At 28.9% G+C, this 17,789-nt stretch carries 15 protein-coding genes; 8 read left to right on the forward strand and 7 right to left on the reverse strand.

The annotated features are described in order from the left end of the window. Positions 1–250: 250 nt before the first annotated feature. The 5 genes from GQX97_RS05790 to GQX97_RS05815 all read right to left on the reverse strand — a co-directional run bounded on the left by GQX97_RS05790 (position 251) and on the right by GQX97_RS05815 (position 4,504). Positions 251–958 carry an LrgB family protein gene (locus tag GQX97_RS05790; protein ID WP_157151014.1) on the reverse strand — a complete coding sequence of 236 codons (708 nt, stop codon included), beginning with the start codon at positions 956–958 and terminating at the stop codon, positions 251–253. Beyond that, positions 955–1,320 carry a CidA/LrgA family protein gene (locus tag GQX97_RS05795; protein WP_157151015.1) on the reverse strand — a complete coding sequence of 122 codons (366 nt, stop codon included), beginning with the start codon at positions 1,318–1,320 and terminating at the stop codon, positions 955–957. Before GQX97_RS05795 ends, GQX97_RS05790 begins: the two co-directional genes overlap by 4 nt. An 816-nt stretch (positions 1,321–2,136) precedes the next feature. Then, the gene (locus GQX97_RS05805) at positions 2,137–3,225 is read right to left on the reverse strand and encodes a DUF3810 domain-containing protein (protein ID WP_157151016.1); all 1,089 of its coding nucleotides are present in this window, start codon (positions 3,223–3,225) and stop codon (positions 2,137–2,139) included. A gap of 47 nt (positions 3,226–3,272) precedes the next feature. Continuing rightward, positions 3,273–3,809 (reverse strand): 16S rRNA (guanine(966)-N(2))-methyltransferase RsmD, encoded by a 537-nt coding sequence (gene rsmD / locus GQX97_RS05810; RefSeq protein WP_157151017.1) that lies wholly within the window; start codon positions 3,807–3,809, stop codon positions 3,273–3,275. 20 nt (positions 3,810–3,829) lie between these two features. After that, complete coding sequence (locus GQX97_RS05815; RefSeq protein WP_157151018.1) at positions 3,830–4,504, reverse strand: hypothetical protein; 675 nt, start codon at positions 4,502–4,504, stop codon at positions 3,830–3,832. A gap of 212 nt (positions 4,505–4,716) precedes the next feature. Between GQX97_RS05815 and GQX97_RS05820 the strand changes: the two genes are divergently transcribed. From GQX97_RS05820 to GQX97_RS05845, 6 genes are all read left to right on the forward strand, one after another. Further along, positions 4,717–5,154, forward strand: coding sequence for a polymer-forming cytoskeletal protein (locus GQX97_RS05820; RefSeq protein WP_157151019.1), 438 nt, complete (start codon positions 4,717–4,719; stop codon positions 5,152–5,154). A gap of 21 nt (positions 5,155–5,175) precedes the next feature. Beyond that, positions 5,176–5,970, forward strand: a complete 795-nt coding sequence (map, locus tag GQX97_RS05825) for a type I methionyl aminopeptidase (protein WP_157151020.1) — start codon at positions 5,176–5,178, stop codon at positions 5,968–5,970. Between the two features lie 89 nt (positions 5,971–6,059). Continuing rightward, on the forward strand, positions 6,060–6,854 hold the full coding sequence (locus GQX97_RS05830; RefSeq protein ID WP_157151021.1) for a lipopolysaccharide assembly protein LapB: 795 nt from the start codon (positions 6,060–6,062) through the stop codon (positions 6,852–6,854). A gap of 12 nt (positions 6,855–6,866) precedes the next feature. Next, positions 6,867–7,829, forward strand: coding sequence for an alpha/beta fold hydrolase (locus GQX97_RS05835; protein WP_157151022.1), 963 nt, complete (start codon positions 6,867–6,869; stop codon positions 7,827–7,829). A gap of 621 nt (positions 7,830–8,450) precedes the next feature. Then, positions 8,451–10,442, forward strand: coding sequence for an ATP-dependent helicase (locus tag GQX97_RS05840; protein ID WP_157151023.1), 1,992 nt, complete (start codon positions 8,451–8,453; stop codon positions 10,440–10,442). A 688-nt stretch (positions 10,443–11,130) separates the two neighbouring features. Further along, positions 11,131–11,901 (forward strand): 4Fe-4S binding protein, encoded by a 771-nt coding sequence (locus GQX97_RS05845; RefSeq protein ID WP_157151024.1) that lies wholly within the window; start codon positions 11,131–11,133, stop codon positions 11,899–11,901. Between the two features lie 324 nt (positions 11,902–12,225). Here the strand turns inward: GQX97_RS05845 and GQX97_RS05850 are convergent, their stop codons facing one another. Continuing rightward, positions 12,226–12,738 carry a PaaI family thioesterase gene (locus tag GQX97_RS05850; protein ID WP_157151025.1) on the reverse strand — a complete coding sequence of 171 codons (513 nt, stop codon included), beginning with the start codon at positions 12,736–12,738 and terminating at the stop codon, positions 12,226–12,228. Between the two features lie 125 nt (positions 12,739–12,863). On the opposite strand from GQX97_RS05850, the gene GQX97_RS05855 reads away from it, so the two are divergent. Continuing rightward, positions 12,864–13,979, forward strand: a complete 1,116-nt coding sequence (locus GQX97_RS05855; protein ID WP_157151026.1) for a glycosyltransferase family A protein — start codon at positions 12,864–12,866, stop codon at positions 13,977–13,979. Positions 13,980–14,019: 40 nt separating this feature from the next. Further along, on the forward strand, positions 14,020–15,147 hold the full coding sequence (locus GQX97_RS05860) for a glycosyltransferase family 2 protein (protein ID WP_157151027.1): 1,128 nt from the start codon (positions 14,020–14,022) through the stop codon (positions 15,145–15,147). A gap of 79 nt (positions 15,148–15,226) precedes the next feature. Here GQX97_RS05860 and feoB read toward each other — a convergent pair whose 3' ends face one another. After that, positions 15,227–17,719, reverse strand: coding sequence for a ferrous iron transport protein B (feoB, locus tag GQX97_RS05865; RefSeq protein WP_157151028.1), 2,493 nt, complete (start codon positions 17,717–17,719; stop codon positions 15,227–15,229). Positions 17,720–17,789 lie beyond the last annotated feature (70 nt).

Raw genomic sequence — 17,789 nt, forward strand, 5'->3', positions numbered from 1 at the left:
TTATATCTGGGGCTTTGCCCCCTGCGAAGTGTACCCGTAGGGTAAGACCCCACTTCTTTTGCGACCGCAGGAAGTGCCTTCGGTATTGCCACAAAGAAGCAAAAAGGCTATTTTTAGCTAAAAAATATATATTTTATTATACGTTTAAAATATAAATTGGTGCAATTTAGTATTAATTTTTTATTTGCACTTTTTGGTTCTTTTTGCGGCGGGAAAAAGAACAAGAAAAAATTTACAAACTTAAAAATTTCTACCATATAGTAACAAGCAGTTTATATAGTATAGGAAGCAGCACAACCGTTAAAGCTCCAGCTATACCTATAGCAAGCCCAGACATAGCACCTTCAGTCTCTCCCATCTCTATGGCTTTACTAGTGCCAACAGCATGCGATGCAGTGCCTATTGAAATGCCCTTAGCTAAAGGCGATTTTATTCTAAATATTTTAAATACTATAGGAGCAATTATAGCACCAGCCACCCCAGATATTACAACAGCAAGCACAGTGATAGATTTAACACCTCCTATACTATCAGCCACATCAACAGCTATTGCAGTAGTTATTGATTTTGGAAGAAGTGATAAAAGTATATTTTCTGATACGCCCATAATCTTTGCAGTGAAATATATTCCAACTATTCCTATGGCACTTCCTATTGCAATGCTAAAAAGTATTACTAATAAATTCGCTTTTAATATTGGAAGATTTCTATATATTGGAAGAGCTAATACAACAGTTGCAGGACCCACTAATGCATTAATAAATTTCCCGCCGCTTTCATTATAAACACTATAAGGCACCCCCATAAAATAAATAGATAAACCTACAAGTATTACACTCGTTACAAGAGGCGTTAATATAGGGAGTTTGGTTTTATTATAAATATAGTATGATATTATATATGCTATTAAAGTTATTACTATTGCAATTAGCGGGTTGTCTTGAAATAATGCTGTCATTTTATTTTCCTTTTTTTATTAACTATGTTTTCAAAAAACTGTGCAGATAAACCAGTTGCAGCCATTATCACCACAACAAAAAATACGCATATTATAAGAAAAGGTATTATCTCCTCTTTAATATATTTATATTCATCAACTATAGCTAAACTAGCAGGCACAAATAACAAAGCCATGTTTTTTATTAATATATCGCTAGCCTCATCAATATCGCTTTCTTTTACAATTCCAAAAACTAAGAGGAAAAACAGTAAAAACATTCCTATTACATTTCCCGGTATTGGCAGTTTTAAAGATTTGCTTAAGATGTATGATATTGAATAAATAAAAAATATTATAGAGAATTGTTTTATCAACTTCATTGTAGTAGAATCCAATAAATTATTTTAAAAAATTATTGTGATAAATTATATACCTAAAAAAATGTTTTTCAATAGAGTATTTTGATGCTGAGATTGAGTTGCGTAAAAAGCAATATGAATACTACAGAGATAAATTACTTACTTTTAAGGAGAAGAAAAAATGTTAATTTCGGGGACTAGCCCTCTGCGAAGAGTACCCGTAGGGTAGAACCCCCACTTCTTTTGGCGATCGTAGGAAGTGCCTGCGACTGAAAGGAGTACCTTTAGGTATGGTATGACCCAAAGAAACAAAAGGACTACAATTTTTTAGCTTAAAATATTGTTATTATTTTATTATATATTTCAAAGCTATAAAGCTAAAACACTTGCACTTTTTGGTTCTTTTTGCGGCGGGAAAAAGAACAATAAAAAAGTTGATAGAAAATAATTGTTTTAATATGTACTAAAAATTTTTTGATTTGTCAAAAACATCTTTTAAGTTTTTTGTTTGCGGTGGCTTTGCCCCCGCACCCCCACTTCTTTTGTTGCCACAAAGAAGCAAAAAGGCTGCATTTTTATGATAAAATTGTGAATTAAAAGGTAATACCTCCGCACACCTGAAAGGCTATGATTAAAGCAAAACGTTACCGTGCGGAAAGGTGGTACAGCTCGTACGCGGTAAAAAGTTGATAGAAAATAATTATTTTAATATATCTAAAAATTTTTGTCTTATAATTTAATTGTATATTATGTATATTAAAAAGCACTCCCCCGCACACCTGAAAAGTTATGATTAAAGCAAAGTATTACCGTGCGGAAAGCCACTACGGCGAGTAGTTATATAAGGCCTTTGCTCATATTGTAATAGATTAAAAGTTTTACTACCTTCGAATAACTCTTCACGCCATATATTTGATTGTTCGCTTTTAAATAGGTGTCATTTACTTTATGGCTTATATTAGAGAGTTGACCTATGTATTGATTCCAAAAGTCATAATTGTATCTTATCTCTTCTTTGGTTTTTTCGTTAAGGTTTGAAATAAGCATAGCATAATTTTCATCTCTGTTAAGTTCGGATAACACATATAAAAGTGCTTCAAATGCTCCTGAATATTGTATAAATAAATCACTATGTTTTGAGCAGGCTAAATATGCAATAAAATTAGCTTCATCTTCGTAGGCGATTCCTATTTTATGAGCCATTTCATGAGCTATAGTATAAGGCATAGAAGTATATGGTATAAGTGTATTAACGTTTGCTTCAGAAGTAAATGGGGAGTATATTCCTGTTATTTGAAGTCTTAAAAAAAGTTGTGATATTTTTATTGGTTTGGTTCTTGAATAATACATCTCTAAATATGGAAACTCTTCAAAGACTTTGTTATATTCACTTTCTACAATTCTATTAACAGCCTGATAGTTAGTGTTAATTGTATTGTCATATTTCATTTTTGTTTGAAGTTCGTTTAAATCTTTTATTAATAGTTCTGCTAATAAATAGAGTTTATTATATGCTTCTTCATCTGTGATATTGTTATTTTCAAAGAAGTATTTTTGATAATTATTGATGAGAGGAAATCTGTAATAATTTAATCCCCATACAGACATAAAAACTATATATATAATAATTGCAATGCACACTATTGTATACAAAAAATTAAATATTAATTTTAGCTTTTCTTTTTCAAATATTATTTTTTTTATAGATAAAACAAAAAATAAAAGAATTAATATTATAAAAATAAATAAAAGTATTTCACCAAGAGAAAAATTAAAGTTTGATGTTACTCTTCCAATGCTTCCAGATATTGCTTTATATGCTTTTCTTGAATAAAAATTTTCTACAAACTTTGGTGATAATGTGATGAGTTTTAATACTATGGCTATGAATATTATGCATATTAGAAAGGTGATTTTGTTTCTCATTTTTTTATTATACTAAAATAATTTTATTTGTAAAGCTGAAAAATTGATTATATATTTCTAAAAATTATTAAAACGCTTTCACCATAAGTTTTTATTTCATAGTTATATTTTTCTACTTTTTCTAAAAAACTTCTATAATATTCAAGCCCCATCTCCACAAATAAATATCCATCATCATTTAACAATTTTCTTTCAAATATATTTAAAAATACTTCATGATAGATTTTTGAATGATAAGGCGGGTCAAAAAATATTATATCAAAAGTATCGTTTGTTCTTTTAACATAGTCGTCTGCGGATACTCTTTTTATTTTATATTGATTTTCTTCAAATATGTTTTTTGCATTTGTAAATATTGTTTTAACAGCCTCTCTGTCTATTTCTATAAATGCAGCAAACTTAGCCCCCCTGCTTAAAGCCTCAAACCCCACAGCACCGCTTCCAGCACAAAGGTCTAAAAAAGTTTTATCATTTGCATCTATTATATTAAATAAAGCCTCTCTCACCTTTCCCTGAGTAGGTCTAAAATCTCTTTTTGGTGTAATTATTTTTTTATTTTTTTTGTATCCAGATATTATATGCAATCTATTATCCTTATAAAAAATCAAACATATAAAACTCTAATCTGAGCAAAAGCGGCATTAACATTCAAATAAAGTATTTTGTCAGAAGTGCCCATAACAAAGTTCATCTCACCAAAACTCACACTGTCCCCAGTAGGTATTGAAACACTGCCGAATGCACTAGAAGCTTTTATATGTATTTGTACATTTTGATTAATTAAAATAACAGTATCAGAAAAAGCACAGCTAACATTAACATTTTTATTTCTATCAATTTGTATTTTTGATAAATCTATTGTAGAGCTTCCAAAATTAATATTATAATCTTCTGTTTTATTTTTCGGCAATTTATCTCCTACATAATAAACACCTACTATAATATATATTCCAAGAAATATAATAATCATTCCTATAATCATTCTAAATATAGGTGTATATAATATAAAAGGCATATTTATATTAAGGGCATATCTTATTAAAATATAAAGCCCTGTAACAATGATAGTAAGAGCTATTATAATTTTTGAGGCATAAAAACCTCTTCCAAGTATTATAGCTACACCCCATGCTATAATTAATATAGACACTATTATAGTAAATACAGGTACATATGCTAATGCTGGTATATATATATGAAACACATACTGAAGCAGAATATATGCTCCAATAATTAAAACTAAAATTCCTATTATAGTTCTTGAAAAAATAAATTTCATAATAAGCCTTTTAATTAATTAGTTTGTATTCAATAATATTAAACAATATTCATTAAAAATCAAGTTATTTTATATGCTGCAATATTTTAAAAATACAGATATAATTTAATATAAATCAATGAAAGTTATTATTGATAAGTGTATATAAACTTGACATTTTAGTTTTATACTTATAAAATCAAAATGAAGTATAAATTTGGAGTGTGATTATTATGTCAAAAAGAGAGATGATTAATAGTATAATAGGTGAAGGTTCATATTTCAAAGGAACTTATATAGTAAAAGGGTCGTTTCAAATAGACGGTAAATTTGAAGGGGACTTAAAAATAGACGGGCATTTAATAATAGGCACTAATGGTAAAGTAAAGACAAGCACTATTATTACCGACAGCATAACAATAGCAGGTACTTTAATAGGCAATATATCAGCTTCAAATGAAGTAGTATTAATAGAAACAGGAAGGGTTTTAGGAAATATAGAAGCTCCTAAGATAGATGTTGGAGAGGGAGCTGTTATACAGGGCGAGATGACTATTACAGGCGGACAGAAGAAAAATATTACAAAAGTGGTAGAAGATTCTTTTAGTGATAAGGTTGAGGCAGAAACTATTTTTGAAAATACAGATAATGAAGAAAATAAAGCTAATTGATAAATAAAGGAAAGCATAAAAATGGCTATTAAAATAAAAACACAATCAGAAATAAATTTAATGCGTGAAAGCGGACATATATTAGCAAATGTATTTAAAGAGGTTGCTAAATTAGTAGAACCCGGAATATCTACAAAGGAACTTGATAAGTTTGTTTATGATTATATAAGAAAGCAAAATGCTAAACCTTCTTTTAAAGGTTATGGTAATCCTCCGTTTCCCGGTTCAATATGTGCTTCTATAAACAATGAAATAATACATGGTATACCTAGCAAAAAAAGAATATTAAAAGACGGAGATATAATAGGTCTTGATATAGGTGTTTATTATAAAGGATATCATTCAGATAGGGCATTTACTTTTAAGGTTGGCAATGTATCTGCAGAAGCTTCAAGACTTGTAGATACAACAATGGAATCTTTTTTTAATGGAATAAAGCAAATAAGAGATGGTGTTCATTTGGGAGATGTTTCTTATGCTATACAGAAAACTGCAGAAGATGCTGGTTATTCTTTGGTGAGAGAGTTTAACGGTCATGGTGTTGGTGCTAGTTTGCATGAAGAGCCTGCTGTGCCTAATAGAGGAAAGAAAGGTTTTGGACCTGTGCTTAAAACTAATATGGTAATAGCAATAGAACCTATGGTTAATATGGGACATCATGCTATATATATAGAAGATGATGATTGGACTGTTGTTACAAGAGATGGTTCTTTATCTGCCCACTATGAACATACTGTTGCAGTTAAAGAAGATGGTGTTGAGATACTTACTGCTTTAGAAGACGATGAGATAGTTAATAAATATATGAATAGTTAAAAAAATATATAAGAGAAAGTTGTATTATACCGATAGTTAATAATAAGAAATTTAATTTATAAAAACTATTATTTGCAGTGTAATATCTTATGAAACATTTTTTATTTATATTTTTATTTTTTTGTTTATCTTTATATTCTCAAACAAATACAGCTATTACAAGTTTAAGAATAGATACTAATTTTTTTATGTCCTCTTTTGACGGCAAATTGCAGCCTGCTTGGGTTTATATAGGTGAGGCTAAAAGAGCTATAAATGATGGTAATACTCCTTATGCTTTATTTATTATGAATAAAACTTTATTGTATTATCCAGAGAATGCTGATGCACATTATTTATTAGGTATGATATATGAAAGTGAAGCAGGAAGCCCTGCAGAGCAAGGCGGAATTGCTACATATCGTTTGGCTGTAGAAGAATATAAAAAATCAATACAATTTGCTAATAATTTAACTATCCCTTCATATAAATATGATGCTTATTTTAATTTGCTTGATATATATGAAAAGCTTATAGACCAAACTAATTATGCACAAACAGAACAAGAAATTATTAATATGGCTGAGAGAAGCTATAATAAAATGGAGAAGGGTAGAATATATTTTAAATTGGCAGAGCATTATGATGCAAGAAACAGAAGAACATCAGCTATTGATTATTATAGGCAATCATACTTAAATGGTTACAGACAAAAATTATCTTTATTTAGAATATCTATAATATATAGAAAGATGCGTAATTATGTACAAGAGAAAGAGACTCTTATGCTTGCAAGCGGATATAGTTTTCAAAATGAAGAGCCTTCCAATTTTGAAGTTGAAAAGATTATTATAAACAGATTAGAACAGCTTAAAAATGTAAAAATACCTAAAAAAATATTTTAATAGGAAATAATAATGGCTTTTTTTGATTTATCTATAGACGAACTTTATCAATATAAAGGAAGCTCTGTTGAGCCAAATGATTTTGACAGTTTTTGGCTTAGCACTATAAAAGAAAATAATCATAAACCAGAGGCAAAATATAATTTAATACAAACGCATTTAAAATTTTTTGATGTTTATGAAGTAAGTTTTTTTGGCTATAAAAAGCATACTATAAACGGTTGGTATATAGCACCGAAAAATAGCGATAAATTAACTTGCGTAGTTCAATATTTAGGATATGGAAATGGTAAGGATTTGCCTATTCATCATATATTATTTCCATCTGCAGGATATAGTGTATTTGTAATGGAGACTAGGGGGCAGGGAGCTGAAGATGGTAATGGAGCTTCTACTATTGACCCTGAAGGCTATGGAGTGCATGCTGATGGTTTTCTCACAAAAGGCATATTAGACAAGAACGATTATTATTATAAAAGAGTTTTTATAGATGCTCTAAAAGCAATAGAAGCAGTTAAAGAACATACATCAACAGAGAAAGTTGTTATAAATGGTTCTAGTCAAGGAGGAGGAATTGCCTTAGCTGCTTGTGCATTAAGTGAGATTTCAAATATAAAAATAGAAGCTATGATAGCAGATGTTCCTTTTTTGTGTGATTATAAAAGGGCTTCTACAATTACAGACACTTTGCCTTATAATGAAATAGTGAGGTACTGCAAAACAAATAGAGATAAAGAAAATATAGTTTTTAATACGCTTTCATATTTTGACGGAGCATTTTTTGCTAAGAGAGCTAAAGCAAAAGCATTATTTTCTGTTGGTCTTATGGATATATTAGTGCCTCCTTCAACAGTGTTTGCTGCTTATAATAATTATGCAGGAGAGAAGTCTATTGAGGTTTATACTTTTAACGGGCATGAAGGCGGGGATAATTATCATATAGAAAAGAAGCTCGATTTTTTGAGCAGATTATAATATACTATCTATAATTATATAATTTGATATTAATTTTATACTTGTACTTTTGCGAAGCATGCCCGAATGGCGAAAACTTTGACGAAGTCCGCACAGCGATCTAAGGGAGTGCCTGCGACCGTAGAAAGTACCTTTAGGTATGGGTGCGAGTTGCGAGAAAGAGTTAAATAAAATAAAAATTTAAATGATAAAATATAGTTGTTTAACATATCCTAAAATAATTTAAATTTTTTGTTTGTGGGGACTAGCCCCCACACCCCTACTTCTTTTATTGGTATAAAAGAAGCAAAAGAACTGCATTTTTTTAGATTAAAATAAATTTATTATTTTATACTAATACATATTCCAACATATAGAGTTAAGATGTTTGCACTTTTTGGTTCTTTTGACGAAGTCCGCACAGCGAGCGGCGGGAAAAAGAACAACAAAAAAATTAATAAAAAATTATTGGTTTGTATGTTTATACTAAAGCGTGAAAAATTGATAATATGTCTGTAAAAAATTACAAAATATAATAGTTTAACCATACACTATTTTTAATAACAACCCCAATGCTTGTATATATTTCGTTATAATATATAATAAATTTCCAACTTATAAATAAAGGTTTTTTTATTTTTTATGGCATTAATGTTAAATGAAGAGCAAAAAAAAGCTGTAGAACATATTAACGGTCCTATGCTTGCATTAGCAGGTGCAGGCAGCGGTAAAACTAGAGTAATTACGGAGAGAATTGCCTATTTAATAAAAAACGGAGTAGAGCCTAGTAATATACTTGCTGTTACTTTTACAAATAAAGCCGCTAATGAAATGCGTGATAGAATAGCTGCTTTGCTTAAAGAAAAACCTAAACAATTAGTAATCAGTACTTTTCATTCTTTTTGTGTAAGGGTGCTTAAGCTTGATATAGATAAATTAGGATACAAAAAAAACTTTAGCATATATTCTTCTTCAGACAGCAGAACTCTTATAAGAAATATTTTGAGAGAGGTAAAAGTAAACACTCTTAATTATGATGAAAACCTTTTTGCTTGGTATATAGACAGATACAAAAATAATTTAATAAAACCAAATGAAGTAGTGCCTCATGATGACTTGGAGAAGATTGCTAAAAGAGTTTATGAGGTTTATCAGAATTATTTGAAAGGGTATAATGCTGTTGATTTTAATGACCTTATTAATTTAACTATTGATTTATATATTCATTTTCCTGATGTTTTGGATAAATATCAAGAGAGATTTAAATATATTATGGTTGATGAATATCAAGACACCAATTTAGCACAGTATAAACTCACAAGTCTTTTAGCTTCAAAATATAAAAATATAGTTGTAGTGGGTGATGATGACCAGAGCATATACGCTTTTAGGGGAGCTGATGTATCAAACATACTCTCTTTTGAAAATGAGTATCCAGAAGCTAAAATAATTACATTAAACAAAAATTATAGAAGCACTAAAGCAATACTTGAAGCGGCACATGCTGTAATAAGCAACAATACGCAAAGAAAAGCAAAAGAGGTTGTGGCTGTTAATGATGAGGGTATACCTCCTGTTATTATGCCTTGCGAAGATGAAAGAGATGAAGCACAGTTTGTAGCAGAAAATATCACACAAACTGCAATAAGCAAAAATTTAAACTACGAAAACTTTGCTATACTTTTTAGAATGAACTCTCAGTCGCGTATTTTTGAAGAGGCTTTAAGATTTCGAGGCATTCCATATACTGTAGTTGGTGCTTTTCAATTTTATGAAAGAAAAGAGATTAAAGATATACTTGCATATTTAAACTTGTTTGTTAATCCAGAAGATGAGGTTTCTCTTTTGAGAGTAATTAACATACCAAAAAGAGGAATAGGTGCCGTTGCAATCAATAATCTCAATGAAATAAGCATAAAAAACGGAGTGTCACTATATCAAACATTATTAGACTATGAGAATATAGATGATATACCTCCAAAGGCAAAAACAGGCATAAAAGATTTATTAGATATTATTCATCATTATAATGAAGTATTTACTGTTGATAAAAACACATTAGAAAAACCAAAACTCTACGAAAACATTAATAAGTTTTTGGATACAATTGCATATCATAACGAAGTATTAAACTCAAGCGATACAAAAGAACAGGGAAGCAAAAAAATAGAAAACATTGAATCATTAATGAACGGCATAGCAGAATATGAGAAAGGAAATAAAAACGCCACTCTAAAAAATTATTTGGATAGAATACTTTTAATGAGCATAGAAGAAAATAATGAAGAAGAAAAAAAGAAAGGTGTAATGCTTATGAGTATACATGCTGCAAAGGGTTTAGAGTTTCCTTATGTTTATATATGCGGTATGGAAGACGGCATACTTCCGCATCATAAAAGTTCATCAGACAGAGAGATAGAAGAAGAGAGAAGGCTTTGCTATGTTGCTATGACAAGAGCAAAAAAACATCTCACATTAACCTATTGCATGAAAAGAAAAAAGCAGGGAAGAGATGTTGAATGCACTCCGTCAATATTTTTGGAAGAGATGAGAAAAGGACTTCCAGAAGATATGGCAATGGACGAAGAAGAGTTTTTCTCAAACCTCAAAGCCACATTAAAGCCAGATTCTTAAGCAATTTTATTGTATACTAAAGATTTTTAAGTTTCTAAATTTTTCATTTTTTGTTTTTTCGGGGACTAGTACACCTGCGAAGCGTGCCCTTAGGGTACACGCCCCCAGTTCTTTTGCCGATAGGCACCTACTCGGTATTGGTATAAAAGAAGCAAAAGAACTGCATTTTTTACACAAAATATAAATATTATTTTAGCTTTTATATATTTCAAAGATATAAAGAAAACACTAGCACTTTTTGCAACTTTTTGCTTCGGGAAAAAGTTGATAAAAAATTATTGTTTCAATATACATTGAAATTTTAAAGTTTATTAAAAATTAGTTTTTTTAAATTATTTGCGGGGACTAGCCCCCGCACCCCCCACTTCTTTTATTGGTATAAAAGAAGCAAAAGAACTGCATTTTTAGCTAAAATTTATGCTTTATATTATATTTAAATACATATTCCAATATATAAAGTTAAAACATTTGCATTTTTCGCGAAGCGTACCCGGAGGGTAAAAACTTTGACGAAGTCCGCACCGCGAAGGCGGGAAAAAGTTGAATAAAACAAAAACTTAAATTACACAATATAGTTGTTTAACCATTACTAAAAATTTTAAGTTCGTTAAAATTTAGTTTTTATGCATATTGATAAACTCAAAAACTTTATTATAATTAATAAAAATTATGTTTGGAGTTTTTTATTATGAATATATATAAAATTGTTTTTAGCCCAACAGGCGGCACTAAAAAAGTTGCAGATGCGGTTGCTTTGGAAATTAGCCAAAAGAATAATGGTAGTATAGAAGAAGTTGATTTAACTGATTATAATATGGACTTTTCAAGCGTAGCAATATCTAAAGATGATATTGCTATTCTTGCAGTACCATCTTATGCAGGCAGGGTTCCAGCAGTAGCATCGAAACGTATATCCCAAATAAAAGGTAATGGAGCTAATACAGTTATTGTATGTGTTTATGGTAATAGAGATTATGATGACACTTTAATTGAACTTTATGATATAGCAAAAGAATCAAATTTTAAAGTTACTTCTGCTATAGCTGCAATTGCTAAACATTCTATAGCTTATAAATATGCTTCTAACAGACCAGATGAAAATGATATAAATAAACTTAAAGAATTTGCTTCTAAAATAATAAATGCTTCTGAACTTTTAGATGAACATAAATTAAAAGGAAACCGTCCATATAAAAAAATAGGTAAAATATCAGTAGCACCTAAAACTAAAAATAATTGTAATAATTGCAAATTATGTGTTAATAAATGCCCAGTCCAAGCAATAAATATTAAGAATCCTAAAAAAATTGATAAAAATAAATGCATATCTTGTATGAGATGCGTTTCAATATGCAATTACTCAGCTAAATATATTAATAAGGTTAAGTTAGATTTAATTCATTTGGCTTTGAAAAAGTCCTGCTCTAAAGCAAAAGATTATGAATTTTATATTAATTAATTTTAAATATATTTCTTTTATTTTTGTTGTTCTTTTTCCCGCAGCAAAAAGAACCAAAAAGTGCAAGTGCTTTAACTTTATAAATGTCATATCTTTATATATAAGGAATATGTATTAAATATAGCGTAATACCTGAATCTGAGCTAAAAAATGCAGCCTTTTTGCTTCTTTGGGTCATACCATACTTAAAGGTACTCCTTTCAGTCGCAGGCACTTCATTCGGTCGCCAAAAGAAGTGGGGGTGTGTACCACTACTGGCACGCTTCGCAGGGGCAAAGCCACCACAAATAATAAAATTTAATAAATTAAAATAAACAAATTTAATCATGGTATGGCTATAGTTTTAGGATCTGTTTCTTTTTTCTCTACATACCAATCTTCTTCATTGTTCGGATCCATTTCTGCTATTTGCTCTAAACTCATGCATATATAATTGCCCTTTGCTGTTACTGCTACTGTGTCATCATTAAGAAGTATATAGCCTTCTCCCTCATACATTCTGCCATTGCCGTAAGTAATTTTTCCAATTATTCTAATCTCTTCATTGATAGGTACAGGCTTTTTATATTTTGTTGTAAGCGTTGTTGTCACGCCCCATTTATCTTCGCCGGTGTAAGGCATCATCGCCCTTCCTATAGTTTCATCTAATATAGCAGCAAGGATGCCTCCATGCACTCTTCCGGGATATCCTTGATGATGGTCTTTGAAAGTTACCAAAGCACAAAGCGATTTATCTTCAAGCTCAAAAAACTCTGCCTTCAAACTTAAATCGTTTTTAAATCCGCATACCAAGCACATTCTTGAATTATTTTGTTTATTTAATACTTTTAATTCCATAAAAATCTCCTATCTTATTATAAACGGATATAATTATAACATTATATACTAAAAAGTTAATTGTTTAATAGACTAAAATGCAAACTTATATTATAATAACAACATATAATATAAAAAGGTTATTTATGATAAAAGTAAGTGTGATAATACCTGTTTATAATGTAGAGCCTTATTTAAGAGAATGTTTAGATAGTATTATAAACCAAACATTAAAAGATATAGAAATAATTTGTATAGATGACTGTTCTACAGATAATAGTTATAGTATATTGGAAGAATATGCCAAAAAAGATAATAGAATTGTTATTATAAAGAATGAAGAAAATATGGGTGTTGGTTATACAAGAAATGTTGGGGAAAAATTAGCAAAAGGTGAATATATACATTTTATGGATCCAGATGATTGCATATCATTAAATTTTTATGAATGTATGTATAATACAGGTAAAAAATATAATTCAGATGTTGTAAATATAAAAAATATTATAAATATTGAAAAGTCTTATTTAAATAAAACTCCAAAATATCATAATAAAGAATATGAAGCAGATGTTGGATTAAATAACATATATAATTTTAAAGATAGTATATATTTTACACTTTGGAGTAAATTATTAAAAACTTCTTTTTTATTAGAAAACAATATTTTATCTAGAGAAAATAAAAAAGGCGCGGCATATGATGCTGATTTTGTATTTAGATTATTATTATATAAACCAAAAGCCTCTTTTAATACAGGAGTAATTTATTATTACAGAAGTTCTAGAAAAGATTCTATAGTAAACTCATTACAGACAAATGGGGAATATTTTGAAAATATTATAAATAATTATAAAGATACTATTTCTTTATTTAAAAAAAATGATGATAAATTGTTAGATCTATTATATATCAATATAATAGATTCTATATTGTATTGTTTTAATAAATTGTCAATTAAAAATATGAGTATTAAATATTATATATTACATGATTTTGTAAAAGATATGCATATTGATTATAATAAAATTGATACAACATTGGAAAGAAATACTAAATATTATTTAGAATATATTTCATTAAAAACTAGTGAAAATTATGATCAATATTTATTTAATAAAACAGCATTATATAAAGTTAATAATTGTGAATGTAATATTAAAAAAACTAATAACTGGTTTAGATTTTTTGGTATTAATAATTCAAAAGATTATTTAGTTATTATTTTATTTGGAATTAAAATTTGTATAAAAAAATATTAGTAATATATGTTTTTATTATTAATCATGGAGAAAATTATTTATGATAAAAGTAAGTGTAGTAGTACCTATATATAATGTAGAAAATTATTTAGAAAAATGTTTAGATACTATAATTAATCAAACTTTAAAAGAAATAGAAATAATTTGTATAGATGATTGCGGCAAAGATAATAGTGTAAATATATTAAGAGAATATGCTAAAAAGGATAATAGAATAAAAATAATTAGTCATAAAGAAAATAAAGGTTTAGGTATTGCTCGTAATACTGGTATAAAAGAAGCTAAAGGAGAATATATATCTTTTATAGATTCTGATGATTTTATTTCAAAAGATTTTTTATATAATTTGTATAATACAGCAAAAAAATATGATTCTGATATTGTAAACACTTTAAATATTAAATTTTATGAGAATAAAAAATCTAGAAAATTTCTTTATACTTTTAAACAAAGAGAATTTGAAAGTACTTGGAATTTAAATGATATAGAAAATTTCTATAGTAAGCAAGCAGTAACTCCATATGTTTGGAATAAGCTTTATAAAACTTCATTTCTATTAGAAAATAATTTATATTTTATGGATATAAAATTGGGTATAGAAGATGCTGATTTTACTATAAGGTTAATGGCACATAAGCCTAAAATTTCATTTAATAATGCATCTATTTATTATTATAGACAAAGAAAAGATTCATTATCTTCTAAATATACATTCCAACAAGCTTCATCTAGCAGTATGTTTAATGCTATAATACATATGAATAATGCTTTAAAATATTACGAAGAAAATTATCCAGAGTTATTAGATGAAATATATTTAAAAATTTTAATTCCTATTACAAATTTTTATCGTGCATCATCTGAAAAAACTAAATTAGATGCTTATGAATCTTTAAAAGATTTCTATAAAAAAATTCACGTAGAAGAAAATAAAATTAATAAAAAAAATGATACTGAGAATATCGATTTTATAGAATATTTATCTATTAAAAAAAGTAAAAATTATGATGAATATTTATTTAATAGCTATTTACTTAACAAAGTTTATCATGTAGAAAAAGAAACTTGTAGGTCTAATAATTGGTTTAGATTATTTGGCATAAATAATACAAAAGAGTGTATAACTATAGTTTTGTTTGGTATAAAAATAATTATAAAGAAAATATAAGATTATTAAAAAAAATAGATACCCAAGCATTAAGCTTAGGTATCTATGATTTTAATAAAAATAGGTTATATTATGAAGTCTAGATAATTCCAGCTATTCTTCCAGCAATTTGATAGAACACAAAACTCACTATCCAAGCCACAGCTAAGGTATAAACTACTAAGAAAGGTATCCAAGCTTTGCCTATTTCAGAGCCTATAACAGCTATTGATGCAAAACAAGGGAAATATAACAACACAAATAATAGCAAAGCATAAGCTACTATAGGATTAAATACAGGGTCATTTCTTAATGCTTCTATTAAAGTAGTTTCATCTTCTTCTATAGATTTTATCTGTGCTATTGTTGAAACAAATACTTCTTTAGCAGCACCACCAGCTATTAATGCAATGCTTATTCTCCAGTCAAAACCTAAAGGCTTCATTACAGGCTCTACAAATGTTCCTAACTTACCAGCAAAACTATTTCTTAAACCTTCAGAAGCTACAAGTCTATCATATTCAGCATTTAAAGCTTCTTCATCATTTACATCTATATTTTCTAATATTAATACAGTTTTTGCTCTATCCATTAACTCAGCAGATTCTTCTTCTGTAGGATTGTACTGAGGGAAAGTCATCAATGCCCATATTAAAACAGAAGCAGCAAATACATAAGTACCAGCTTTTTTTATGTACATCCAACCTCTATCAAACATATGTCTTAAAACAGTTTTTACACGAGGCACTCTGTACGGAGGAAGCTCCATAACAAAAGGAGTTTCATCTCCTTTGAAAAATAATTTTCTTAATATGAACGCCACAATAAAAGCCATTACTACACCAATTATATATATACTAAACATTACAGTAGGAGCCATTTTTGGAGAGAAGAAAGCCGCTGTAAATAATACATAAACAGGAATCCTCGCACCGCAGCTCATGAATGTAGTTATAAGTACAGTTACAATTCTATCTTTTTTATTTCTCAAAGTTCTTGCAGCCATAGTAGCTGGTATAGTACAGCCAAAACCTAAAAACATAGGTATAAATGATTGCCCATGAAGCCCAAACTTATGCATAACTTTATCCATTAAAAATGCAGCCCTAGCCATATAACCGCAGTCTTCAAGAAAAGATATACCAACAAATAATATCAATACTAATGGGAAGAATGAAAGCACAGCACCAACACCGCCTATCACACCATCAACTACAACAGACTGTAACAAGCTTCCTTCAGGTAAAAGATTAGATACAAAAGATGCTAATGCACCAATACCCATCTCAATCCAGCCTTGAGGATATGCACCTAGTGTAAAAGTAACTTTAAATATTAGCCACAACACCCCTAAAAATATTGGTATGCCAAGCCATTTGTTTAAAAATACTACATCTGCTGCATCTGTGAAATTAAATGCCTGTATATCATCTCTTTTTATAACTTCTTTTAAAGCACCTCTAATATATGAGTACCTTTTATCTGCCATAATAGAGTCTGTTTTAGAGTTTTCTTTTGTCTCTAGTCTTATAATTTCTTTGTTTATTGTCTCTATTACTTCTCCGCCATTGTTGCATTCGCGTCTTACAGAGTGTATTGCTCTTTCATCTTTCTCTAATGCCTTTATAGCAAGCCATCTCTTATGAAGGTCAGATATATCTCCTTGCATAGCACTAACAATATTTTTTATAGACTGCTCAACATCTGCACCATATTCTAAAGCGGCTTCTCTATTAAGCTTGTTTCCAGATTCATAAATTTTTTCTATTTTGTCTAATATTAAAAGTACGCTTTCATGTTTGTTACCATGAACTTTCATTACAGGAAGTCTAAACAATTCTTCCAATTTAGATTCGTCTATGATTATACCCTCATTTTCTGCATGCTCGTACATATTAAGTACACATAAAATAGGTATACCTAATTCTACTAACTGTAAAGTAAGATAAAGATTTCTTTCCAAATTTGTAGAGTCTATAACATTGATAATAAAATCAGGTTTTTCATTAAGAAGCACATTGCAAGCTACAACCTCATCTTGAGAATAGGCACTTAAACTATACACCCCGGGTAAGTCCATCAAATCATAAGTGTATCCGTTGTATAGCATAGAGTATTCTCTCTTTTCAACGGTTACACCGGGGTAGTTAGCAACTTTATAATTAGCACCAGTTAAAGCGTTAAATATTGTTGTTTTACCGCAGTTTGGGTTACCAGCAATAGCAACTTTTAATTTTGTATTGTTTGAAGGAACTTTTAATTTTTTACTAATTTCTTCTTTGTCTTCTAAAAATAAATCACAGGCATTATTTTTTTTCTCTTTTTTTACTTTGCCTGTTTTTATATCAGCCATTTTTTTAATTTCAACATCTGCCTTAGAAACTTCAATTCCATTTGCTTCAGATTTTCTTAAAGATATTTCATAGTCCATAATATGAACTTGAATAGGGTCGCCAAGAGGGGCTTTTCTCACAATCCAGCCTTTAGCACCAGCTGTAAAACCCATCTCTATAATTCTCTGTCTTATTTCCCCCTGTGTCTCCACATTATCTACAACAAAACCTTCTTCTATGTCGAGTTCTGTTAGTTTCATAAATAACTCCTTTCTCCAATTTTAATAATCTAATAAAGTGTTAGTATAGTCTAACATGTACACAAAAATT

Origin of the sequence: Brachyspira sp. SAP_772 (assembly GCF_009755885.1) — a bacterium.
Lineage (GTDB): Bacteria > Spirochaetota > Brachyspiria > Brachyspirales > Brachyspiraceae > Brachyspira.

What these genes read in the sequence shown, in the direction of transcription:
- map (WP_157151020.1), top strand. Translation starts at nt 5,176, where the DNA reads ATGGCTATTAAAATAAAAACACAATCAGAAATAAATTTAATGCGTGAA.
- GQX97_RS05815 (WP_157151018.1), bottom strand. Translation starts at nt 4,504, where the DNA reads ATGAAATTTATTTTTTCAAGAACTATAATAGGAATTTTAGTTTTAATT.
- GQX97_RS05835 (WP_157151022.1), top strand. Translation starts at nt 6,867, where the DNA reads ATGGCTTTTTTTGATTTATCTATAGACGAACTTTATCAATATAAAGGA.
- GQX97_RS05840 (WP_157151023.1), top strand. Translation starts at nt 8,451, where the DNA reads ATGGCATTAATGTTAAATGAAGAGCAAAAAAAAGCTGTAGAACATATT.
- GQX97_RS05830 (WP_157151021.1), top strand. Translation starts at nt 6,060, where the DNA reads ATGAAACATTTTTTATTTATATTTTTATTTTTTTGTTTATCTTTATAT.
- GQX97_RS05855 (WP_157151026.1), top strand. Translation starts at nt 12,864, where the DNA reads ATGATAAAAGTAAGTGTGATAATACCTGTTTATAATGTAGAGCCTTAT.
- GQX97_RS05845 (WP_157151024.1), top strand. Translation starts at nt 11,131, where the DNA reads ATGAATATATATAAAATTGTTTTTAGCCCAACAGGCGGCACTAAAAAA.
- GQX97_RS05860 (WP_157151027.1), top strand. Translation starts at nt 14,020, where the DNA reads ATGATAAAAGTAAGTGTAGTAGTACCTATATATAATGTAGAAAATTAT.
- feoB (WP_157151028.1), bottom strand. Translation starts at nt 17,719, where the DNA reads ATGAAACTAACAGAACTCGACATAGAAGAAGGTTTTGTTGTAGATAAT.
- GQX97_RS05790 (WP_157151014.1), bottom strand. Translation starts at nt 958, where the DNA reads ATGACAGCATTATTTCAAGACAACCCGCTAATTGCAATAGTAATAACT.
- GQX97_RS05820 (WP_157151019.1), top strand. Translation starts at nt 4,717, where the DNA reads ATGTCAAAAAGAGAGATGATTAATAGTATAATAGGTGAAGGTTCATAT.
- GQX97_RS05795 (WP_157151015.1), bottom strand. Translation starts at nt 1,320, where the DNA reads ATGAAGTTGATAAAACAATTCTCTATAATATTTTTTATTTATTCAATA.
- GQX97_RS05805 (WP_157151016.1), bottom strand. Translation starts at nt 3,225, where the DNA reads ATGAGAAACAAAATCACCTTTCTAATATGCATAATATTCATAGCCATA.
- GQX97_RS05850 (WP_157151025.1), bottom strand. Translation starts at nt 12,738, where the DNA reads ATGGAATTAAAAGTATTAAATAAACAAAATAATTCAAGAATGTGCTTG.